Raw genomic sequence first — 14,994 nt, forward strand, 5'->3', positions numbered from 1 at the left:
CTGGGAAGCGAAAACTCGTACTGGCCAGTAGCCTCAGCTGTACTTGATCAGATCGGGCACCACCGCACAACCGTCCGGCGCGAGCTCCGTGCCGCGCGCGGGGCGCCGGCCACTGGTGCAATGGGGGACCGGGGTACGCCCCCCGGAGGCCCCGCACGGCGGTGGAGGTGTCGTGGCGGAACGGGACGAGGCCCTCCTGGCCAGGACACGGGCCCTGGAGGAGGCGATCGGCGAGATCGGCACGACGCTCGACGAGACGAGCACCTGCCGCGAGCTCGCGGGCTTCCTCGCCCGCCACCTGCGCGGCTCCGTCACCGTCGACGTCGTCGGCGAACCGGGCGCCCCGGTCCGGCGCGCCGCGTCGGCAGAAGCGGCGTCGGCAGAAGCGGCGTCGACAGGAGCGGCGGCGGCGGGTTCGACCCCGACAGGTTCGGGTTCGGTGGGTTCGGGTTCGGTGGGTTCGGCGCCGACGGAAGAACGGACGGCGGGCGCGGCGGGCGCGGCGGATGCCGTGAGCGCCGGCTTCGGCGGCGGTGGCGCTTCCGGCGCCGCCGGTCTCGCCGTACCCCTCGCCGTCCACGACGAGGACCCCCTCGGCACCGTGATCGTCACGCGCGACGGGGGCCCCGGCTTCTCCGTCGACGAGATCGCGGTCCTCCGGCACGCGGCCCGGCTCGCCGCCCGCCACCTCGGCCATGCCCGCCTGCTCGTCGCCACCGAGGACACCGCGCTCCACCTCCAGCGCGCCCTCGTCGCCGAACCGGGGCGGCCGCACCCCAACCTGGAGATCGCGGGCGGCTACCTCCCGGCGGGCCCCCGCGCCCTTGTCGGCGGCGACTGGTTCGAGACCGTACGGCTCCACTTCGGCCGCAGCCTCCTCGTCGTCGGCGACGTGATGGGCCACGGGCTCGACGCGGCCGTCGACATGAACGCCTACCGCACGGCGCTCCGCGAGGTCGCGGCGACCGATCTGCCGCCGCACCGGGTGCTGCGCCACCTCGACTCGGTGGTCGCCGAGGACGACGCCCGCCGGCCCGCCACCTGCCTGCTCGTCCGGGTGGACCCGGCCCGGGGCGCCGCCACCTTCGCGAGCGCCGGGCACCTGCCGCCCGTCGTGTTCGCCGCGGACGGCTCCGCGGAGCTCGTCGGACTCCCGGTGGGGCCGCCCCTGGGCACCGGCGTCGGGGGTTACGAGCCCACCACCCGCCCGCTCGCCCCGGGTGAGACCCTCCTGCTCTTCACCGACGGCCTCGTGGAGCGGCGCGGCGAGGACATCGACGTCTCGCTCGCCCGCCTCGCCGCCCTCCGGCTCCCCGCGGACTCCGGACCCGAGCAGGTCGTCGAGGAGGTCCTCCGCCGGCTCGACGCCCACCACGCGGAGGACGACGTCGCCGTCCTCGCGGCCCGCATCCGCGTCCGCCCGGCACCGTGACACTGCGTCACACCCTCCCCACGCGCCGCCGTGACGCACGGTCACACCACCCTGGCCGGCGACCTGTTTCAGGCCACGGCGCGATTCTTCCGGCAGGACGCTTGTGCACGGCCCCCGCGCCCGGCACGCTCCTCGTATGAACACGGCCAGGCATGCCAGTGAACGTCTGATGAGCTGGCCCTCGCTGACCCCGGGCCGCGCCCATTGCGGCGCCGAGCTCGGACTGGGCACCGGGACACAGGAGATCGTCCACTTCCACGGCGAGCACGAGGCGGACGTCCACCTCACCCGTGCCATGGTCGCGAAACTGCGCCCGGCCCTCCTCGGGTCGAGCGCGGTGCGGCTGCGGGCGGGATCGGGGTGGGTGACGGTCCGGCTGGACATGGGCTCGGACATCGACCTGCTCGCCACCCTGGTGAGCGCCGCCCTCCAGGCCAACGGGGTGCCCGACGTCGCCCCGGACGGATGCACCCGCACCCTTCCGGTCCCCGGCACCCGCTGAACCCGCCGTGCCCTACGCGGGCACCGGGAACAGCATGCAGGTGCTGGTCGCGTGGCCGAGGAGCCGGTCCTCCGCGTCGTACAGGCCCGCCTCGGCGAGTGCCGTGCGACGCCCCTGCGACAGGACCGTGCCGACGGCCCGGATCTTGCCCGTGTCCATCGTGATCGGACGGAGGAAGCGGGTCGACAGGTCGAGCGAGGTGTACGCCGTGCCCTGCGGGAGCGTGCTGTGGACCGCGCAGCCGGCGGCCGAGTCGAGCAGCGTCGCGTACACGCCGCCGTGCACGCTGCCGATCGGGTTGTAGTGCTCCTCGCCCGGTTCGAGCGCGAACACCGCGCGCCCCGGCTCGACCTCCTCCAGGCTGAATCCCAGCAGGGCCGCGATCGGCGGCGCGGGCAGCCGGCCCGCCACCATCTGGCGCAGGAAGTCGATGCCCGCCATCGACATCGCGGCCCGCGCGGTGGCCCCGGCGTCCCCCCACTCGACCGTGCGTGACCGCCCCATCACCACTCCACTCCTCCGAACCACTGACTTTGTATGCCGAAGCTAGCTTCCGTCTCCGCTGACTGTCAACGACAGAGCCAGGTCGCTACAGTGGGCGGATGAACTGGCTGGATACGGATACCGAGAACTGCCCGGTGCGCCGTGCCCTGGACGTCGTGGGCGAGAAGTGGAGCCTGCTCATCCTGCGCGAGGCCTTCAACGGCGTCCGCCGGTACGACGACTTCCGCCGGCACCTCGGCCTCTCGGAAGCCGTCCTCGCCGACCGTCTGCGCAAGCTCGTCGCCGCCGGCGTGCTGCGCAGCGAGCCCTACCGCGAACCGGGCGCCCGCACCCGCCACGAGTACCGGCTCACCCGCAAGGGCGTCGACCTCTGGCCCGTACTCCTCGCCCTCAAGCAGTGGGGCGACACCCACGCCGGCGAGCCGGAGGGCCCCGTCCTCGACATCCGGCACACCGACTGCGGCGCGCCCGTCCGCGTCGTCGTGCAGTGCGAGGGCGACGAACGGACCGTCCTCACGCCCCGCGACGTCACCGTCCGCACGGGCCCGGCAGCCCGCCCGCGCACAGCCGTCTGAAGTTCGGGCGGACCGTCCGTGCAGAGCCGTCTGGGGCCTGGGCGGACCGCCTGCGCACAAGTCCGTCCCAGGCTCGGCGGACCGCCCGCGCACGGCCCCCCTCCGCCGGACCACCCCGCCCGCCCCGACGGGCGTTTCGCCGGACCGGCCGTGTCCCCACCCGTTCGGCCCCACCCCTGCGATGTCCCGGCGCCCGGCCGGGTACCTCACCACTCATGCCCTCCACACCCGGTCCGCCGCGCGACGGTGCCCCCGCCGAACACGGCCACTGGTTCGCACGGCTCCAGGCCCGTGTCCTCGCCTCCTCGGCCGGCCTCGCCTGGAGCCGGGGCCGCGCCATGGAGCTCATGCACCGCGCCATGGGCTTCGCGGCGCTCAGCCTGCTCACCCTCGTCCCCCTGCTCATCGTCGTCGCCGCGGCCGACCTCGCCAGCGGCCGGGGCTTCGCCCGCTGGCTGGTCCAGGGCCTCGGCGTCTCCGACGTGTCGGAGGAGGAGGTCGAGCAGCTCTTCGGCCAGCCGGGACAGGCCCTGCAACGCACCACGGCCTTCGGACTCGCGGCCCTCGCCGCCTTCGGCGTCACCTTCGGATCCGCCGTACAGACCGGGTACGAGCGGGTCTGGGACCTCCCCACCGCCCGCTGGCACACCATGTGGCGGCACGTCGTCTGGCTCGCCGTGCTCGTCGCCGCCCTGCTGCTCTTCGTCGCCTTCCCCGCACCCGAGAACGCGTCGGCGGGCGTCACCACCGTCGTCGCCCTCGGCGACGTCCTCGGCACCTTCGTGTTCTTCTGGTGGTCGCAGCGCTTCCTGCTCTGCGGCCGCATCCGCTGGCGCGCCCTCGCCCCCGGGGCCGTGCTCACCGCACTCGGCCTCCTCGGGCTGCGGATCTTCTCTCAGCTCGTGTTCTCCCCGCTGATCGCCTCGAACGCCGTGACGTACGGCCAGTTCGGCACCGTCCTCGTCCTCCAGTCCTGGCTCGTCGGCGTCGGCTTCGTCGTGTACGGAGGCGCCCTCACCGGACGCCTCGTCCACGAACACCTCGTCCGCCGTCGGCTGCGGCACCCCGAGTGACCGTCACTGGTCCCGGTGACGCACCGCGAGCACCGTCACCACCGCCCCGCCCAGCACCCACAGCGCGAACACCAGCCACGCCCCGCCCGCCGTCCACGGGAACAGCTCCCCGGCGCGCGGTCCCGCATCCGCGAGCCGCTGCCAGGCGTGCAGCGGGGTCGCGTGGGCGAGCACGGCGGTCAGGTGACGCCGGTCACTGAGCACGGCGGGCAGCAGCAGGAGCAGGACGAACGCACCGACGATCGAGATCGCGCTCCGCCGCAGCAGCGCGCCGATCGCCATCCCGGCCACCGCGCACACCGGGGCGAGCAGCGCCGAGGCCACGACGATGCGCAGTGCTCCCGGATGGGTGATCGGCAGCCCGATGCCCCGGGCCGACAGCATCGCCTGCGTCGACCAGAACGAGGCCCCCGCGACGACCGCCCCGAACAGGGCCTGCACCACCGTCACGACCAGCACCTTCGCCGCCATGAGCGTGCCCCGCGCCGGCACGGCCGTGAACGTCGTACGGATCAGCCCGCTGCCGTACTCGCCGACCACCGCCACCGCGCCCATGGACGCCGAGGCCAGGATCAGGATCAGGGCCGCGTTGTACGTGAAGGCGTCCCACAGCGCCATGTCGTTCGCCACGAACTCGGCCCGGCTCGCCCCGTCGTACTGGAGCCAGTAGCGGTAGTGGTCCCAGGCGGTGCCGAAGTTGAAGGCGACCACGGCGAGCGCGCCGAGCAGCAGCGACCAGCCGGTCGAGCGCAGCGACCACAGCTTCAGCCACTCCGATCCCACCAGGTCCCGGAAGCGGGCACGGGGTTCCACGGCGGAGGCACCGGACGCACCGGGGGCCTCGGAGGCCGGGGGAAGGTCGAGGGTCGTCATCGGGCTTCTCCTGCCAGGTACTCGACGCTGTCGGCGGTCAGTTCCATGAACGCCTCCTCCAGGGAGGCCGTACGGGTGGTGAGCTGGTCGAGCAGCACCCGGTGCTCCAGGGCCAGTTCTCCGATGCGGGCGGCCGCCATTCCGGTCACCGTCAGCGTTCCGGCCTCCTCCTCGACCGCCGCCCCCTCCGCGAGGAGGAGCGCCGTCAGGCCCGCCCGGTCCGGAGTGCCGACCGTCACGCTCAGCCGCCTTCCGCGCGCGGCGAACTCCGTCAGGCTCTCCGCCGCGATCAGCGTGCCCCGGCCGATGACCACGAGCTCGTCCGCCGTGTGCTCCATCTCCGTCATCAGATGACTCGACACGAACACCGTGCGGCCCTCGGCGGCGAGCCGCCGGAACAGTCCCCGCACCCACTTCACGCCCTCCGGGTCGAGGCCGTTCAGCGGTTCGTCGAACAACAGCACCGGCGGGTCGCCGAGCAGCGCGCCGGCGATGCCGAGCCGCTGGCGCATGCCCAGCGAGTACCCGCCGATCCGCCGTCCGGCCGCCCCCGCGAGACCGACCTCCTCCAGGACCGCGTCGACCCGGGAGAGCGGGATGCGGTTGCTGCGCGCCAGGACCGCCAGATGCGCCCGGGCAGTACGGCCGCCGTGCACGTCCCCGGCGTCGAGGAGCGCTCCGACGTGCCGCAGACCGCGCGGCCGGTCGGTGAAGGGCCTGCCGTCGACCGTCACCGCGCCGCCGGTCGGCGTGTGCAGTCCGAGGATCATCCGCAGGGTGGTGCTCTTGCCCGAGCCGTTGGGGCCGAGGAAGCCGGTGACCCGGCCGGGGCGGACGGTGAAGGTGAGCGCGTCGACGGCGGTCGTGGCGCCGTAGCGCTTGGTGAGTTCCCTGACTTCGATCATGTGCACCACCGTGCCGTACGGTCCCCGTGCCGGGCATCGGACCAGCACCGACAATCGGCGGCGTGCGCTGTCATCCCAGGTCGTACATCTCAGGTCCCATGCCCGCGGTGGGGACCGCCGTTCACGATCACCGCATGTCCAGCACCCCGTCAGCACCGTTCTTCAAACGGGTCGCGCCCGGCGGGTGGGCCGCGGTCGCCTGGGGGGCATCGCCTTCACCGCCCTGCTCCGGATCCGTGTGCCCGGCCAGGACGGGCCGGACCTCATGCCCGGCTTCGTCATCCTGCGCCGGGACGGCCTCGCCATGCTGGGCGTCGCCACTCTTCTCACCCTGCGCGGCAGCGTCCTCCTCGCGGGCCGCCCGACCGCCGCCCCCAACCACCTCCTGGTCGCCTCGGTGATCGCCTCCACCCCGCTCGGGGCGACCGCCCTCCCCGCCGCGCAGCCCGGGTCGCCCGAGCGGGGTGGAGGCGATCACCGAGATCGAGACGGCGAGCCGCGAGACCCTCGCCGGCCCGCGCCGGATGCGCGACCGCGTCCAGCTCGTGATCATCGCGTACGAGGCGGGCCTGGTCTCCGCCGCCCGGCGGTTCCGGCGGCGGAAGGCCTCCACCGCCGCACGGTTCAGGCGGCGCTCACACGATCCGGTGATCCACTCGCGAGCCGCAGGCCGGACCGCCCCGGACCGCTTGGATGGAGGCGACCCATCCGGTCCGTCGAGAGAGAGCCGCCCATGGCGAACACCTGGCTGCCCCCTGCCGAGTACGTCGACACCCTGCCGAGAGCGACGGCGTACGCCTGCCTCTACTTCACCGACCGCGCAGGCCGCCCCTTCCAGCTGCGGGCCACGTACAAGACGGAGCCGTGGCAGTGGCCCGGCGGCAACATGGACCCGGGGGAGACCCCCTGGGAGACCGCCGTGCGCGAGTGTCACGAGGAGACCGGGCTCGTCTTCACCGGTGAGCCGCGCCTCCTCGCCACTCACTTCGTGACGGACCGGGGCGAGGACTGGCCCGCCAACCACATCGGCTTCATCTTCGACGGGGGCGAGTTGACCGACGAACAGATCGCCGCCGTCGTCCTCGACCCCGAGGAGCACAGCGAGTACCGCCTGCGGACCCTGGACGAGTGGGAGCGGGAGATGAACCCGCGCGAGTTCGCCCGCCTCGCCGAGATCGACCGTGCCCGGAGGACCGGGTCGACGGTGTACGTGGAGACCGGAGCCGGCGGAGCCTGAGCGGTACGGAAGAAGGGGCCCGTCCGGTACGACGGGCCCCCACCCGGGCGGTCAGGCCCGGCAGCCCACGGGGTGGGCGATGTCCACGACGAACCGCTCCGGTGCGTGCAGCCGGAGGGTCTTGAACTCGGGCTTGGTGTCGAAGGCGGCTCCGATGGTCACCACGCCCTCGAAGTCGCCGGTCAGGGCGACCCCCTTGAGCGCGGGCAGATGGATCTTCACCAGCCGGGGACCGTGGTAGACGGACCGTCCGGCGTCGTCGTGCGCGGCGGCGGGGGAGAGCCTGATCTCCAGGAAGTACTTCCCCGCCAGCGGGACCTTCTTCCCCGAGCCGTCGTAGTGCAGCGAGCGGACCTGATGGACGGTGACCGGGGGCAGTGTGCCCCGGACGTCGATCACGAGCCGGTCGAAGGTGGTGTGGCCGCCCCAGCGGGCGTTGACGACCAGGGCCGTGGCCGGGGTCGAGGAGTGCAGGGTCGGGGCGTTGGCCGCGCCTGCCGGGACCGTGGCGCCGATACCGGCGGTCAGCAGGATTCCCGCGGCGACGGCCGCGAGGGTGTGGCGGTGATGCATGACGTCCCCCAATTTCTGCTGTTCCGGGGACAGAGGTGTCACTGGCAGAGACATCCAGGACAACCGTACGGTTCCACCCCGTGTGAGGTAAATGTCGGATATCGGGTAAAGGTTCGTCATGTGCTGGAGTGCGACCGCCGACCTCTGGGCGGGGCTCGGGATCGGCGCGGTCGGCGTGGCCTCCCTGGCCTCCGTACGCCGCACCGGGGACGCGCCGCTCGCCGCCCTGCCCCTGCTCCTCGGCGCCCACCAGATCGTGGAGGCCGCCGTCTGGCACACCGGCGGCGGCACCGGGCCCGCCACCCTCGCCTGGGCCGTCGTCGCCCTTCCCCTGCTGCCCGTCTGGGTGCCCCTCGGCGTCCTGACCGCCGCCCGGCCCGCCGACCGTCCGCGCGCGCTCGTTCCCCTCGCCGTCGGCCTCGCGACCGCCTCCGTGCTCGCGTACCGCCTCGTCACCCGCCCGGTCTCGGCCGGGATCCGCGGTCACACCCTCGGCTACGCCGTCGACCTGCCCTACGCGCCGCTCGTCCTCGCCGGATACCTGCTCGCCACCGTCGGCGCCCTGCTCCTCGCCCGCGACCGGCTCCTCCGGGCCCTCGGACTCCTCACCGGACTCGGCGCGGCCGTCTGCGCCCTCCTGTGGCGCACCGCCTTCGTCTCCACGTGGTGCGCCCTCGCGGCCGTCGCCTCGCTCCTGCTGCTCGCGTGGATCAGAGGACGGGCACGATCGACGTCCCCGGCGGATCCGAGCGCGGCCGACCGTAACCCGACGGCCCGTCGGTAGTTGACCAGGGCATGAAGAAGCGCAGCATGCTCGCCATCGCCTCCCTCGCCGCCGGTGTCGTCACCGCCCTCGTCACCCCGCCGCCGCAGGCCAGTGCCACCGAGAACCCCCTGGCCGGCACCACGGGCCTCCTCCAGGAGGACCAGGCCGCCGGTGTCCTCCACGACACCGTCCAGGGCGCCGAGGGCGCCCTCCAGAACCAGCAGGGCGGCGGACTGCTCTGAGACCGCGTCCCAGGTGGCGAGCGGTGCCCCGCGTTCCCCGGTGAACGCGGGGCACCGGCGCGCCGTGACCCGGGAGGAGGCGGCCCGTGCGCGCGCCGTACGTGACTAATGACAGGATGTCCCCATGAGCGACAACGTTTACTTCGACATCACCATCAACGACGAGCCCGCGGGCCGCATCGTCTTCAAGCTGTACGACGACGTCGTCCCGAAGACGGCGACGAACTTCCGCGAGCTCGCGACCGGCGTGCACGGCTTCGGCTACGCCGGCTCCCCGTTCCACCGCGTCATCCCGCAGTTCATGCTCCAGGGCGGCGACTTCACCCGGGGCAACGGCACCGGCGGCAAGAGCATCTACGGCGAGAAGTTCGAGGACGAGAACTTCAAGCTGAAGCACGACCGCCCGTTCCTGCTCTCGATGGCCAACGCCGGCAAGAACACCAACGGCTCGCAGTTCTTCATCACCACGATCGTCACCGACTGGCTCGACGGCAAGCACGTCGTCTTCGGCGAGGTCGTCGAGGGCCAGGACCTGGTCAAGAAGATCGAGTCCCTCGGTTCCCCCTCCGGCGCCCCCAAGGCCGCCGTCAAGGTCGCCGAGTCCGGCATCGTGAAGGCCTGAACGCCTTCCTGACGTGAGGAGAGGGCCAGGCGCCCTCACCCACCCACCCGGCCGGGGCGGGGAGCGCGGTCCATCGGACACGCGCCCCCGCCTCCGCCGTGTGCACGCTCAGGCGAAGGCGCGGACGTTCCGTTCCGCCCACGCCGAGAAGGGCCGGGGCGCCCGCCCCAGCACCCGCTCCACGTCGGGGCTCACCACCTGCTCGTCGGCGCGCGGCGCGCCCATCACCGACAGCATCCCGTCGACGGCCTCCTCCGGCAGGAACCGCACCAGCTGCGCCCGGGCATCGGCCGCACTCTGTGCCACGAACTCCACCGGTACGTCCAGCGCTTCGGCCAGCGCCCGCACCTGATCGCGCGGCGACACCGCGACCGGACCGGTCAGCACGTACGTCCGCCCGGCGTGCACCGGGTCCCGCAGCGCGGCGGCCGCGACCTCGGCGATGTCCGCCGGGTCCACCACGGGCAGCGCCACATCGGGGAACGGGGCCGCCACGGTACGGGCGGCACGCACCGGCTCGGCCCACAGGAAGGCGTTGGACGCGAAGCCGCCGGGCCGCAGCACCGTCCACTCGACGCCCGACTCCCGCACCGCCGCCTCGAACTCCCGCAGGATCTCGTGCGACACCGAATCGGTCCGCGTCCCCACCAACTGCGAGGACTGGAACACGATCCGCCGCACCCCGCAGGCCACCGCCGCCGCCACGATCTCGTGCGGACGCAGCTCGTCCCCGAGGCCCGCCACCAGCAGATACACGGCCTCGGCACCCTCGAACAGGTCCTTGAGGCCGTCGACATCGGCCAGGTCCCCCTGCCGGTGCGCGACACCGGCGGGCAGCCCCTCGGCGGGGCGGCGGCTCACCGCCGTGACGTCCTCGCCGGCCGCGGCCAGCAGCTCGACCAGCGGTCGTCCGACGTTTCCGGTCGCTCCGGTCACCATGATCACAGCTGTTCCCCTCCAGGGAGTCCCGGCGGAGCGTGAGCGCCCCGCCGTCTTCGTGACCTCATCCTGGAAGGCGAACTGGCCATCTCCTGGCCAGTTTCAGAAGTGACTCAGTCCTCCTCGCCGAAACGGCGCTGGAACTTGGCGATCCGGCCCTCGGAGTCCACGGTCCGCGCCGTGCCCGTGTAGAACGGGTGGCTCTCGGAGGAGATCTCGACGTCGATCACGGGGTACGTGTTCCCGTCGTCCCACTCGATCGTCCGGTCGCTGGTCGCCGTGGACCGGGTCAGGAACGCGTACCCCGCCGAGCGGTCACGGAACACCACGGGGCCGTACTCGGGCTGCTTGTCCTGCTGCACGTGTCCTCCTCGGGCTACCGCCCTGGCTCGTCCGGCCTGATCGGCACGGCACCCCCAGCCTCCCCGTGCGCACGGCCCCCGACCAGCGCCAAGGGCCCGACCGGGTGACGGCCCCGGGGCCGCACCGTCCCGCCCGGACGGCTCAGCCGCTCTCCGCCCACCGTGCCGCGAGCAGCAGCGCGATGTCGTCCGGCCGGGACGTGGCAGCCCGCGCCTCCCGGATCAACCGGTCGGCCGCCTCCGCGAGCGGCAGCGAACCCGTCGCGGCGAAGGCGCCCCTCAGCCGCTCGATCCCCTCGTCGATGTCCTTGCCCGGCTGCTCCACCAGACCGTCCGTGAACAGCGCGAGAACGGCCCCCGGCGCCAGCCGCAGCCGCGTCACCGGGTACGACGCCCGCACGTCCACGCCCAGGACCATCCCGCCCGCCAGATCCACCTCCTCCGTCGTCCCGTCCGGCTGCCGCAGCAGCGGCTGCGGATGCCCCGCCCGCACCGCCCGCGCCTCACCCGTCTCCGGGTCGAGCAGGACGTAGCAGCAGCTCGCGAACTGGCCGGGGTCGAGGTCGATCAGCAGCCGGTTGGTGCCCCGCATCACGTCCTGCGGCCGGTGGCCGCCCAGCGCGAACGCCCGGACGGCGCTGCGCAGCTGCCCCATGGTGGCCGCGGCCGCCACGCCGTGCCCCTGCACATCACCGATCACCAGGGCGAGCCGCCCGTGGCCCGTCTCGATCACGTCGTACCAGTCGCCGCCCACGTCCATGCCCTGCGTGCCCGGCAGATAGCGGCCCACCGTGTCCACGCCGTCCCGCACCGGAAGGCGGTGCGGGAGCAGCGCGTCCTGCAGCCCCCGCGCGACCGCCGACTCCGTGTCGTACCGCTGAGCCCGCTCCAGTGCCTGTGCGATCAGCCCCGCGAGAGCCGTGAGGACGGTCCGCTCCTCCGGGCTGAAGCCGCGCGGCGAGTCGAAACCGAGGATGCAGGAACCCACCGGCCGGCCCGAGGCGATCAGCGGGAGGAAGGCCCGCGCACCCGAGTGCGCGTCCATCGGCAGGTCCGGATACGCCCGCCCCAGCTGCTCCATGGACTCGAAGAAGAGCGGCCGACCGGTCGTCAGGGTCTCCACGCCCGGGACCTGGGCGTCCAGGGCCACCCCGTCGAAGGGTTCGAGGAAGCCCGGCGGGAAACCCGTCTCCCAGGCCAGATAGAGCCGCCGGTCGCTGAGCAGGTAGATCGCCAGCTGCCGCCCGCCGAACGCCGGCAGCAGCTCCTCCGTCACCACCGCCGACACCTGGCGCGCCGTCACCGCCTCGGAGAGGGCGATCGCCAGCGCCACCGGCCGGTACAGCGCCGCGGCCCGGTCGCCGGGCGAGGACAGCACGTGCTCCGTCCGCTGCTCGCTCGCCGACGCCGGTACGAGCGGAGCCGGGTCCTCCTCCGGGACCAGCACCATCGTCACCCCGTCCCGGCCCGGGTGGAGCGAGACCGAAAGCCAGCGGCCCCGCTCGGGGTGGGCGAGGAAGTGGACGGGCTCGCCGGAGAGCAGGGCGGCGCGCAGGTGCTCCTCGTGGAGGGGATGACCGAACCAGGGCAGCGCCTCCCACAGCGTCCGCCCCGCCAATGCCGTGCGCGGCTTGCCCAGCAGGCGCTCCGTACGCTCGTTGACGTACGTGACGCGGCCCAGCCGGTCGACGGCCAGGATCGCGCGCGGCAGCCGGTCCGTGGCGTCCGAGCCGACCAGACCCGTACCGAGGTCCACGAGCGTGCCTTCGAGCCGCCCGCCGTCGGGGGAGCCGTCACCCGACGCCGCCCGGCGGGTCCGCGCGGACACCTCCAGGAGGTGCAGGCCACCGTCCGGACCTTTGAGGCGGATCCTGCGGACCGGCGGCCGCCCGTCCGCCCCCGTGGCCTGCCGGGCCGCCGCCCACAGGGCGTAGCCGTCCTCGGGATCGAGCAGGGAGGTCAGGCCCTCGATCGAGCAGGGCGAGACGATTCCCGCCCCCAGGATGGCGAGCAGCCCGTCGTCCAGCGTCACCGTGCCCGAGTCCAGGTCCCAGGCGAAGGAGCCGAACCGGACCGGCGGTCCCGAGCCGGTGGGCAGCTGCACGCACACCGGCTCTCCGGGCCACTCGACCGCCACCCCCTGCCGGGACAGACCGGCCAGGGCCTCGCCGAGGCGGAGCGCGCCCCGGGTCATCCGGTTCCGGTCCCGCCCGTCGACCGGCACGCCCGGCGTCGGCGCCCGCAGCGCCACGAGCACGCCGTAGCGCTCGCGGCCGGCGACCACCGGCGCGTACAGCGAGGCGAAGGGGAACGGCAGGCTCGCCACCAGCTGCGGGAAGCGCCGCATGGTCTCCTCGACGTCCGCGAGATGGACGGCCTGCCCCGAGCGGTGCACCTCGGCGATGGGGAACGGCCGGTTCGCGTGCATCCGCGCCCACGGGCGGAACAGGGGCCCCGGCAGCCCCACCAGCACCGCCATCCGCAGCAGTCCAGGAGTGCCGGAGCGCAGGTACACCCCGCCCGCGTACCCGCCGACCTCCTCCACCGACGCGAGGGCCGCCTCCGCGAGCGCCCAGGTCAGCGCACCGGAAGCAGGCCCGTCGTCGGCTCCGTTCCCGGACGGAGGCCCGGTGCCGCCCGCCGGGCCGGAGCCGGACGCGCCGTGCGAGGTCACACAGCCAGCATGCCCCCGCCGCGAATGACCCCGCATCCCGTACCCGACACGCTCCCGCGCGCCCCTGGCGACGATATTGACCCCATGCGCCCGCACCGTCACACTCGGTCGTCGACCGTCGCCGTCGGCGCGCGGCGGCACGACCTCGCGAGCAGGGGGCACGATGACGGGCCAGGTTCTTCCGTACGACGTACACGGCGAGGGTCCCGGGAGGGCCCTCGTGCTCCACAACTGGTTCGGCGACCGCACCAGCTTCGCCCCGCTCCGCCCCCACCTGGACGGAGCCGTCGGCTCGTACGCCTTCGTCGACTGCCGGGGATACGGGGACGCCATCGACCGCGCGGGCGCGTACACCATGGAGGAGGTCGCGGCCGACGCCCTCGCGGTCGCCGACGACCTCGGCTGGGACGAGTTCTCCGTCATCGGTCACTCGATGGGCGGCAAGGCGGCTCAGCTCATGCTCCTCGACGCCCCGAACCGCATCCGCTCGATCATCGGCGTCTCACCCGTCTCCGCCGCCGGCTTCCCGCTCGACGGGGACACCTGGGAGCTCTTCGCGGGCGCCGCCGACGAACCGGCCAACCGGCGCGCGATCATCGACAACACCACCGGCGGACGCCACGACGACGCCTGGCTGAGCGCACTCGTCGACCGCTCCGTCACCCGCTCCTCCGCGACGGCCTTCCGCGCCTACCTGGACTCCTGGTCCCGCACCGACTTCCACGAGCGCGTCCGTGACAACCCGGTCCCCGTCCTGCTCGTGGTCGGCGCGCACGACCCCGCGCTCGGCTCCGAGGCGATGGAGACCACCTGGCTGCGCTGGTACCCCAACGCCCGCCTCGAAGTGTTCAAGGACGCCGGTCACTACGCCCCGGAGGAGGCCCCGCAGGCACTCGCGGAGGCGATCGAGGCCTTCCTCGGCAGCTGAGAACCGCCCGTCCGACGTCTCATCCGAAGGTGGACGGAACCGACGACTTTAGAGGACAGCGGTGGGGCTCCCCGGCGTCGGATCATCATGCTCTCGACCTCAGGGGGCGGTCTTCCAGGGACCGTCCACGACCGGCAGGAGCACCACCGATGGGCCTCGCGCAGTCGCAGCACCGTTTTCTCGTCCGGCAGAAGGTCACGCCCATGGCCAACCGCTACCTGGTGCACACCGCCGGCCCGGACGGCGGCGAGGGCGAACTCGTCGCGTTCGCCCACCAGAAGAGGATGGCGCTGAAGGAGCACGTCACCTTCTACACCGACGAGTCCAAGCGCCAGGTCCTCTTCACCTTCAAGGCCCGTCAGGTCATCGACCTCGGCGCGACGTACGACGTGGTCGGAGCCTCCGGCACCCGACTCGGCTCCTTCCGCAAGGACTTCGGTGCCTCCCTGCTGCGCAGCACCTGGCACATGAGCCGGGAGGGCGCGGCGGCGGAGGTCACCGGCCAGGAGCGGAACGAGACGGTGGCGCTGCTGCGGCGGGCCTGGGAGTTCCTGCCCTTCACGGACCTCCTTCCGTTCGTCGTGCCGTACCACTTCGACTTCGCCGAGGGAGGGCGCTCCGTCATGTCGGTCGACAAGCGGTTCGGGATCCGGGACCGGTACGTGCTCGACATAGCCGACCCCGAGCTCGACCGGCGCCTGGCGATAGCCCAGGCCGTGGCCCTCGACGCCCTGCAGTCCCGCTGACCCCTCGGTCCCTCGGTCCGTCGGTCCGGTCGCAGGCCGGT

18 protein-coding genes are annotated in these 14,994 nt (G+C 73.3%); 10 read left to right on the forward strand and 8 right to left on the reverse strand.

Translation table 11 applies throughout. The features are described from left to right. The first annotated feature begins 172 nt into the window (after positions 1-172). Both ACN9MM_RS37380 and ACN9MM_RS37385 read left to right on the forward strand, forming a co-directional pair. Complete coding sequence (locus ACN9MM_RS37380; RefSeq protein WP_426368237.1) at positions 173-1,432, forward strand: PP2C family protein-serine/threonine phosphatase; 1,260 nt, start codon at positions 173-175, stop codon at positions 1,430-1,432. A gap of 136 nt (positions 1,433-1,568) precedes the next feature. Continuing rightward, positions 1,569-1,934 (forward strand): luciferase family protein, encoded by a 366-nt coding sequence (locus tag ACN9MM_RS37385; RefSeq protein ID WP_389313523.1) that lies wholly within the window; start codon positions 1,569-1,571, stop codon positions 1,932-1,934. A 12-nt stretch (positions 1,935-1,946) separates the two neighbouring features. Here ACN9MM_RS37385 and ACN9MM_RS37390 read toward each other — a convergent pair whose 3' ends face one another. Further along, entirely contained in the window at positions 1,947-2,438 is a 492-nt protein-coding gene (locus ACN9MM_RS37390) for a PaaI family thioesterase (protein WP_426368238.1), read from the reverse strand. A 98-nt stretch (positions 2,439-2,536) separates the two neighbouring features. On the opposite strand from ACN9MM_RS37390, the gene ACN9MM_RS37395 reads away from it, so the two are divergent. Both ACN9MM_RS37395 and ACN9MM_RS37400 read left to right on the forward strand, forming a co-directional pair. Next, complete coding sequence (locus tag ACN9MM_RS37395) at positions 2,537-3,013, forward strand: winged helix-turn-helix transcriptional regulator (RefSeq protein ID WP_426368239.1); 477 nt, start codon at positions 2,537-2,539, stop codon at positions 3,011-3,013. A 215-nt stretch (positions 3,014-3,228) separates the two neighbouring features. Continuing rightward, positions 3,229-4,086 (forward strand): YhjD/YihY/BrkB family envelope integrity protein, encoded by an 858-nt coding sequence (locus tag ACN9MM_RS37400; RefSeq protein ID WP_426368240.1) that lies wholly within the window; start codon positions 3,229-3,231, stop codon positions 4,084-4,086. A 3-nt stretch (positions 4,087-4,089) separates the two neighbouring features. Here the strand turns inward: ACN9MM_RS37400 and ACN9MM_RS37405 are convergent, their stop codons facing one another. The 3 genes from ACN9MM_RS37405 to ACN9MM_RS37415 form a co-directional block, all read right to left on the reverse strand. Then, positions 4,090-4,959, reverse strand: a complete 870-nt coding sequence (locus ACN9MM_RS37405) for an ABC transporter permease (protein ID WP_426368241.1) — start codon at positions 4,957-4,959, stop codon at positions 4,090-4,092. Beyond that, positions 4,956-5,864 (reverse strand): ABC transporter ATP-binding protein, encoded by a 909-nt coding sequence (locus ACN9MM_RS37410; protein ID WP_426368242.1) that lies wholly within the window; start codon positions 5,862-5,864, stop codon positions 4,956-4,958. Before ACN9MM_RS37410 ends, ACN9MM_RS37405 begins: the two co-directional genes overlap by 4 nt. Positions 5,865-5,991: 127 nt before the next feature. Next, positions 5,992-6,477: a hypothetical protein gene (locus ACN9MM_RS37415; protein ID WP_426368243.1), complete on the reverse strand. Its 486-nt coding sequence runs from the start codon at positions 6,475-6,477 to the stop codon at positions 5,992-5,994. Between the two features lie 120 nt (positions 6,478-6,597). Here ACN9MM_RS37415 and ACN9MM_RS37420 point away from each other — a divergent pair, with 120 nt between their 5' ends. After that, entirely contained in the window at positions 6,598-7,101 is a 504-nt protein-coding gene (locus ACN9MM_RS37420) for an NUDIX domain-containing protein (protein ID WP_426368244.1), read from the forward strand. Between the two features lie 51 nt (positions 7,102-7,152). Here the strand turns inward: ACN9MM_RS37420 and ACN9MM_RS37425 are convergent, their stop codons facing one another. Next, a complete protein-coding gene (locus ACN9MM_RS37425; protein ID WP_426368245.1) occupies positions 7,153-7,674 on the reverse strand; it encodes an AMIN-like domain-containing (lipo)protein in 522 nt (173 codons plus the stop codon). A gap of 118 nt (positions 7,675-7,792) precedes the next feature. On the opposite strand from ACN9MM_RS37425, the gene ACN9MM_RS37430 reads away from it, so the two are divergent. The 3 genes from ACN9MM_RS37430 (at position 7,793) to ACN9MM_RS37440 (ending at position 9,304) form a co-directional block, all read left to right on the forward strand. After that, positions 7,793-8,458 (forward strand): DUF6629 family protein, encoded by a 666-nt coding sequence (locus ACN9MM_RS37430; RefSeq protein ID WP_426368246.1) that lies wholly within the window; start codon positions 7,793-7,795, stop codon positions 8,456-8,458. 11 nt (positions 8,459-8,469) lie between these two features. Continuing rightward, positions 8,470-8,682: a hypothetical protein gene (locus tag ACN9MM_RS37435; RefSeq protein WP_385567473.1), complete on the forward strand. Its 213-nt coding sequence runs from the start codon at positions 8,470-8,472 to the stop codon at positions 8,680-8,682. Positions 8,683-8,806: 124 nt separating this feature from the next. Then, complete coding sequence (locus ACN9MM_RS37440) at positions 8,807-9,304, forward strand: peptidylprolyl isomerase (RefSeq protein ID WP_426368247.1); 498 nt, start codon at positions 8,807-8,809, stop codon at positions 9,302-9,304. Between the two features lie 108 nt (positions 9,305-9,412). Here ACN9MM_RS37440 and ACN9MM_RS37445 read toward each other — a convergent pair whose 3' ends face one another. From ACN9MM_RS37445 to ACN9MM_RS37455, 3 genes are all read right to left on the reverse strand, one after another. Next, positions 9,413-10,249 carry an NAD(P)H-binding protein gene (locus ACN9MM_RS37445; RefSeq protein WP_426368248.1) on the reverse strand — a complete coding sequence of 279 codons (837 nt, stop codon included), beginning with the start codon at positions 10,247-10,249 and terminating at the stop codon, positions 9,413-9,415. Between the two features lie 107 nt (positions 10,250-10,356). Then, positions 10,357-10,605, reverse strand: coding sequence for a type B 50S ribosomal protein L31 (locus ACN9MM_RS37450; RefSeq protein ID WP_190103166.1), 249 nt, complete (start codon positions 10,603-10,605; stop codon positions 10,357-10,359). Between the two features lie 142 nt (positions 10,606-10,747). After that, positions 10,748-13,279, reverse strand: coding sequence for a SpoIIE family protein phosphatase (locus ACN9MM_RS37455; RefSeq protein ID WP_426368250.1), 2,532 nt, complete (start codon positions 13,277-13,279; stop codon positions 10,748-10,750). A 163-nt stretch (positions 13,280-13,442) separates the two neighbouring features. Here ACN9MM_RS37455 and ACN9MM_RS37460 point away from each other — a divergent pair, with 163 nt between their 5' ends. Next, positions 13,443-14,207: an alpha/beta fold hydrolase gene (locus ACN9MM_RS37460; RefSeq protein WP_426368251.1), complete on the forward strand. Its 765-nt coding sequence runs from the start codon at positions 13,443-13,445 to the stop codon at positions 14,205-14,207. A gap of 149 nt (positions 14,208-14,356) precedes the next feature. Next, the gene (locus ACN9MM_RS37465) at positions 14,357-14,953 is read left to right on the forward strand and encodes a hypothetical protein (RefSeq protein ID WP_426368252.1); all 597 of its coding nucleotides are present in this window, start codon (positions 14,357-14,359) and stop codon (positions 14,951-14,953) included. Positions 14,954-14,994: the final 41 nt, after the last annotated feature.

It is taken from the genome of Streptomyces sp. E-08 (genome assembly GCF_049913095.1).
Taxonomy (GTDB): Bacteria; Actinomycetota; Actinomycetes; order Streptomycetales; family Streptomycetaceae; genus Streptomyces.

Bases quoted from the DNA above. Each gene is read 5' to 3' on its own strand.
- ACN9MM_RS37465 (WP_426368252.1), top strand. From the start codon at position 14,357: ATGGGCCTCGCGCAGTCGCAGCACCGTTTTCTCGTCCGGCAGAAGGTC.
- ACN9MM_RS37390 (WP_426368238.1), bottom strand. From the start codon at position 2,438: ATGGGGCGGTCACGCACGGTCGAGTGGGGGGACGCCGGGGCCACCGCG.
- ACN9MM_RS37405 (WP_426368241.1), bottom strand. From the start codon at position 4,959: ATGACGACCCTCGACCTTCCCCCGGCCTCCGAGGCCCCCGGTGCGTCC.
- ACN9MM_RS37430 (WP_426368246.1), top strand. From the start codon at position 7,793: ATGTGCTGGAGTGCGACCGCCGACCTCTGGGCGGGGCTCGGGATCGGC.
- ACN9MM_RS37440 (WP_426368247.1), top strand. From the start codon at position 8,807: ATGAGCGACAACGTTTACTTCGACATCACCATCAACGACGAGCCCGCG.
- ACN9MM_RS37400 (WP_426368240.1), top strand. From the start codon at position 3,229: ATGCCCTCCACACCCGGTCCGCCGCGCGACGGTGCCCCCGCCGAACAC.
- ACN9MM_RS37435 (WP_385567473.1), top strand. From the start codon at position 8,470: ATGAAGAAGCGCAGCATGCTCGCCATCGCCTCCCTCGCCGCCGGTGTC.
- ACN9MM_RS37395 (WP_426368239.1), top strand. From the start codon at position 2,537: ATGAACTGGCTGGATACGGATACCGAGAACTGCCCGGTGCGCCGTGCC.
- ACN9MM_RS37420 (WP_426368244.1), top strand. From the start codon at position 6,598: ATGGCGAACACCTGGCTGCCCCCTGCCGAGTACGTCGACACCCTGCCG.
- ACN9MM_RS37425 (WP_426368245.1), bottom strand. From the start codon at position 7,674: ATGCATCACCGCCACACCCTCGCGGCCGTCGCCGCGGGAATCCTGCTG.
- ACN9MM_RS37385 (WP_389313523.1), top strand. From the start codon at position 1,569: ATGAACACGGCCAGGCATGCCAGTGAACGTCTGATGAGCTGGCCCTCG.
- ACN9MM_RS37460 (WP_426368251.1), top strand. From the start codon at position 13,443: ATGACGGGCCAGGTTCTTCCGTACGACGTACACGGCGAGGGTCCCGGG.
- ACN9MM_RS37410 (WP_426368242.1), bottom strand. From the start codon at position 5,864: ATGATCGAAGTCAGGGAACTCACCAAGCGCTACGGCGCCACGACCGCC.